The sequence below is a fragment of the Pseudovibrio sp. POLY-S9 genome (assembly GCF_001431305.1).
GTDB lineage: Bacteria > Pseudomonadota > Alphaproteobacteria > Rhizobiales > Stappiaceae > Pseudovibrio.
Genome location: NZ_LCWX01000075.1, coordinates 35,052 through 39,674, shown reverse-complemented (window position 1 = coordinate 39,674; position 4,623 = coordinate 35,052). Strand labels below are relative to the sequence as shown.

Annotated in this window: 4 protein-coding genes; 3 read left to right on the top strand and 1 reads right to left on the bottom strand. The window is 51.8% G+C overall.

Going from position 1 to position 4,623, the window contains the following annotated elements:
- Nucleotides 1–14: 14 nt before the first annotated feature.
- The 3 genes from PPL9_RS31135 to prfB all read left to right on the top strand — a co-directional run bounded on the left by PPL9_RS31135 (nt 15) and on the right by prfB (nt 4,149).
- The gene (locus PPL9_RS31135) at nt 15–149 is read left to right on the top strand and encodes an N-acetylmuramoyl-L-alanine amidase (protein ID WP_244273356.1); all 135 of its coding nucleotides are present in this window, start codon (nt 15–17) and stop codon (nt 147–149) included.
- 268 nt (nt 150–417) lie between these two features.
- Nucleotides 418–2,868 (top strand): penicillin-binding protein 1A, encoded by a 2,451-nt coding sequence (locus PPL9_RS05775; RefSeq protein ID WP_057461803.1) that lies wholly within the window; start codon nt 418–420, stop codon nt 2,866–2,868.
- 149 nt (nt 2,869–3,017) lie between these two features.
- Nucleotides 3,018–4,149 (top strand): peptide chain release factor 2 gene (gene prfB, locus PPL9_RS05770; protein ID WP_152986604.1). Its coding sequence is split into 2 segments (ribosomal slippage): nt 3,018–3,086 and nt 3,088–4,149, totalling 1,131 coding nucleotides; the frame shifts between segments, so codons are not numbered across the junction.
- 71 nt (nt 4,150–4,220) lie between these two features.
- Here prfB and PPL9_RS33090 read toward each other — a convergent pair.
- On the bottom strand, nt 4,221–4,623 hold a 403-nt coding region (locus PPL9_RS33090; protein WP_208989197.1), incomplete at its 5' end, for a M23 family metallopeptidase.

Genomic DNA, 4,623 nt, shown 5'->3' with positions numbered 1-4,623 from the left:
ATGTTCCGTCTGTTTTGATTGAACTTGGATTTCTTTCCAATAATCTGGATGAGAAAATGTTAGGTTCTGATGAGTGGCGGGAACGCGTGTCGGATGCGATTGTTCAAGCGACGAACGGTTTCTTTCGGGCTAGAATTGCGCAGCAATAGCTGTTTGGTGTGATTGTTTTTCGGGTGCGTATATGTCGCTGCTGCAGTGGGATAAAGACTAAGTTCCTGCCTCAGCTTTGCCATAATGAAAAGCGATTGAGTGCCAAACTGTAACAGTGAAGTCTGGATTCGATTCTGCTGCATTCATTCAGGGCGAGACCTCTTGACCCTTAACGGGAAATGCATCAGGAACGGCGTTTGAAACTGGCTCTGGAATGCTGGCTTCACGACACGAACATTCTTAGCGGGAAAGCAAACGAGCCCGAATATGAGATTATTTTTAAAGTTCATTGGATATCTCTTTGGGATTTCAGTTGTTCTGGGGCTGATTGCAGCCGCCGGATTGTGGATTTATCTCAATGACATAACCAAGGATCTGCCGGACTATACCGCGCTGAAGGATTATGAGCCGCCAGTCATGACACGTGTGCATGCTGCTGATGGTCATCTTATGTATGAGTTCGCGCGTGAACGGCGTTTGTTTATTCCGATTCAGGCTATTCCGGACCGTGTGAAGCAAGCTTTCCTATCTGCTGAAGATAAGAACTTTTATGAACACATCGGGATCGACCCGTGGGGCATTGGCCGTGCGGTGATCACAAACGTTCGTAACAGTGGGTCTGGGCGCCGCCTTGTTGGAGCGTCCACGATTACTCAGCAGGTTGCAAAGAACTTCCTTTTGACCGGTGAGCAGAAGTATGAGCGCAAGATCAAAGAAGCGCTTCTTGCTTTGCGTATCGAGCAAGCGTTTACGAAAGAAGAGATCCTTGAGCTTTATCTGAATGAGATTTATCTCGGTGTCGGCGCTTACGGTGTTGGTGCTGCTTCCCTGATCCTTTTTGATAAATCTGTTCACGAGCTTGAGCTTGAAGAGATTGCATATCTCGCTGCGGTTCCTAAAGGCCCGTCCAACTATCACCCATACCGCTACAGAGACCGTGCGATTGAACGCCGGAACTGGGTTATCGACCGTATGGTTGAGAACAGTTACGTGACAGTTCAGGAAGGTATTGAAGCGAAGGCTAAGCCTCTTGACGTAAAACTGCGTCCAACCGGTAACCTCGTGAAAGGCTCTGAGTATTTCTCTGAGGCTGTGCGACGCCAGTTGGCCGGTCAGTACGGTGAAGAGAAGCTTTATGAGGACGGTCTGTCCGTTCGTACTTCCCTTGATCCTGACATGCAGCTGAAGGCGCGTAAGGCGCTGCGTGACGGTTTGGTAGATTTTGACCATAAGCGCGGTAAATGGCGCGGTCCGATCAGCACGATTGAAATCACCTCCAGCGACTGGGGCGCGGCTCTAGCTAAAGTTCAGACGCTGAACGATGTCCCTGAGTGGACGAGTGCGGTGGTTCTGTCTGTGAGTAATCAGAAGGCCGTTGTAGGTCTTCGTCCAAAGCGCATGGCAAACCGGAAACTTTCTACTGAGCGTGTCCGTGCAGATCTCTCCCTGAGTGATATGAAATGGGCTCGCGTCAATGGGCGTGCTCCTCGCAATGTGCAGGAAGTATTAAGCCCGGGCGACGTGATTTACGTGCAGCGTCAGGCGAGTGGCAAGTATGTGCTGCGGCAGGTGCCTGAGGTTTCAGGCGCCATTGTTGCCATGGACCCGAATACTGGCCGTGTTGTGGCGCTGGTTGGTGGCTTTAGTTACGCCGAAAGCCAATTTAACCGTGCGACGCAGGCTTGGCGTCAGCCGGGCTCTGTGTTCAAACCGTTCGTCTATGCGGCTGCGTTGGATAATGGCTATACGCCGTCTTCAGTGGTGCTCGATGCGCCTGTTGAGATTGAACAAGGACCGGGGCAGGATCCATGGAAACCACAGAACTATGGTGGCAAGTTCTATGGTCCGTCTACTCTGCGTACTGGTATTGAACTGTCCCGTAACGTGATGACTGTTCGACTTGCTCAGGACATGGGCATGGATCTGGTTGCTGAATATGCACGCAGTTTTGGCATCGATGACAATATGATGCCGGTGCTCTCCATGTCTCTTGGTGCAGGCGAAACCACTGTGATGCGCATGACAGCAGCTTATTCCATGATGGCCAATGGCGGGCGCCGAGTGCAGCCTACTCTGATTGACCGTATCCAGAACCGTTATGGTGAGACTATCTATCAGAACGATCAGCTTGTTTGCACAGACTGCTCCGAAGAGTATTGGAGCAATCAGGGAGAACCTGAGCTTATTGATACTCGTGAGCAAGTGCTTGATCCTATGACTGCCTATCAGATCACGTCCATGATGGAAGGCGTGGTCAAGCGTGGTACGGCGACAAGTGTTAAAGCTGTTGGCCGTCCTGTTGCTGGTAAAACTGGTACCACCAATGATGAGCGTGATGCATGGTTCGTTGGCTTTACGCCAGAACTGACTGTAGGTGTGTTCGTTGGATATGATACTCCGCGCAAAATGGGCCGCGGTGCGACTGGTGGTCAGGTTGCTGCGCCAATTTTCACGGCCTTCATGAAAGATGCTCTGAAGGATGCGCCTCCATTGGAGTTCCGTGTTCCAAGCGGATTGCGCCTGGTATCTATCAACCGCCGTACTGGTCTGCGGGCCGGTGCCGGAGCTCCTGGTACTATTCTGGAATCCTTCAAGCCAGGCACATCGCCACCAGACAGTTACTCTGTCATCGGCTTCCAGGACGAGATTGGTATCCGTCAGGATCTGTCTCCGGAAGCCGGGCGCGCCGTTATGTCCGGCACAGGTGGACTTTACTAAAAACTTCATGGGCTGGTCTTGCTAACTGCATGACCAGCCCACAGTTTCTGTGGTCTGGCTGATTGCGGAAATCGTTTGCTGCGATTATGTTCGCACCCGACGCAGTGTTATTGACTGCACAGTTGTTTTTCAAAAAAGTGAGGTATCCGATGCGCGCCGAAATGGAGGCCATCGTCGACGAAATCAAGCAGGCCATAAGCCTGCTGAGGAGGCATCTTTGACTGGGACACTGCACTTGTCCGTCTAGATGAACTCAATGCACTTTCTGAAGATCCAAATCTTTGGAATGACCCGACGAATGCGCAAAAACTGATGCGTGAACGTCAGCAGCTGGATGACAGCATTGGCGGTGTTCGCAAGCTTGAGCAGGATCTCGTTGACAATCAGGAACTGATTGAGATGGGCGAGATGGAAGATGATCAGTCCGTTGTTGACGAGGCTGAAGCTGCTTTGAAAGCTATGCTGGAACAGGTCAATAAGCTGCAGTTGCAGTCCTTGCTTTCTGGTGAAGCCGACGGAAATGATACGTATATCGAGATCAATTCCGGTGCGGGCGGTACTGAAAGTCAGGACTGGGCCAGCATGCTTCTGCGCATGTATCGCCGTTGGGGTGAGCAGCACGGCTATAAGGTCGAGCTGATGGAATACAATGACGGCGAAGAAGCGGGCATCAAGTCTGCAACTTTGCTTGTTAAAGGTGAGAATGCTTACGGCTGGATGAAGACCGAAGCGGGCGTTCACCGTCTTGTTCGCATCTCGCCATATGACTCCAATGCACGTCGTCATACGTCCTTTGCGTCCGTCTGGGTTTATCCGGTTATTGATGACAGCATCAATATCGAGATCAACGAAAGCGATTGCCGCATTGATACCTATCGTGCCTCTGGTGCTGGTGGTCAGCACGTGAACACGACTGACTCTGCTGTTCGTATTACGCACAATCCAACAGGTATTGTAGTTCAGTGTCAGAGTGAGCGTTCACAGCATAAAAACCGCGCAACTGCGTGGGACATGCTTCGTGCGCGTCTTTATGAAGCTGAGTTGCAGCGCCGTGAAGATCAGGCGAGCAAGGATGCTGCTTCCAAGACTGATATCGGGTGGGGGCATCAGATCCGCTCTTATGTTCTGCAGCCATATCAGCTTGTGAAGGACCTGCGGACTGGCGTGGAAAGCACTGCGCCTTCTGACGTTCTGGATGGCGATCTGGATAAATTCATGGAAGCAACGCTGGCGCACCGTGCATTCGGCAACGCGCCTGCCGCGGTTGAAGATCTCGACTAAGCCTTATCTTCTGTAATGAATTAGAAAAGCCCCGGAACTCAGTTTCGGGGCTTTTTGTGTTGCGAATGGTCTTAAGGCAGATTGAGTGCTATTTTGGTTTGTTTTTTGGGTTTGAAAATCGCAGCTAGCCTGTTGCCGGTGCGGATGAAGCGCATTGGGTTGACTGGCTTACCGTTGAGGCGCACCTCGTAGTGGAGGTGAGGGCCTGTTGAGCGGCCCGTATTGCCGACAGTCCCGATGACATCGCCCATATTGATGCGTTGCCCTTCGCTAACGAGTAGCTTGTGCATGTGGGCGTAGCGGGTGACGAGACCATTGTCGTGTACGATTTCTACGGAAAGGCCATAGCCGCCGTTGTATCGTGAGAGTGAGACAATGCCGGTGCCGGTTGCTTTGACTGAGGTTCCGCGAGGTGCTTTGAAATCCAGACCAGTGTGGATCGCAGGTTTGCCGAGGAACGGGTCTGTTCGGGCT

Bases quoted from the DNA above. Each gene is read 5' to 3' on its own strand.
- PPL9_RS05775 (WP_057461803.1), top strand. From the start codon at position 418: ATGAGATTATTTTTAAAGTTCATTGGATATCTCTTTGGGATTTCAGTT.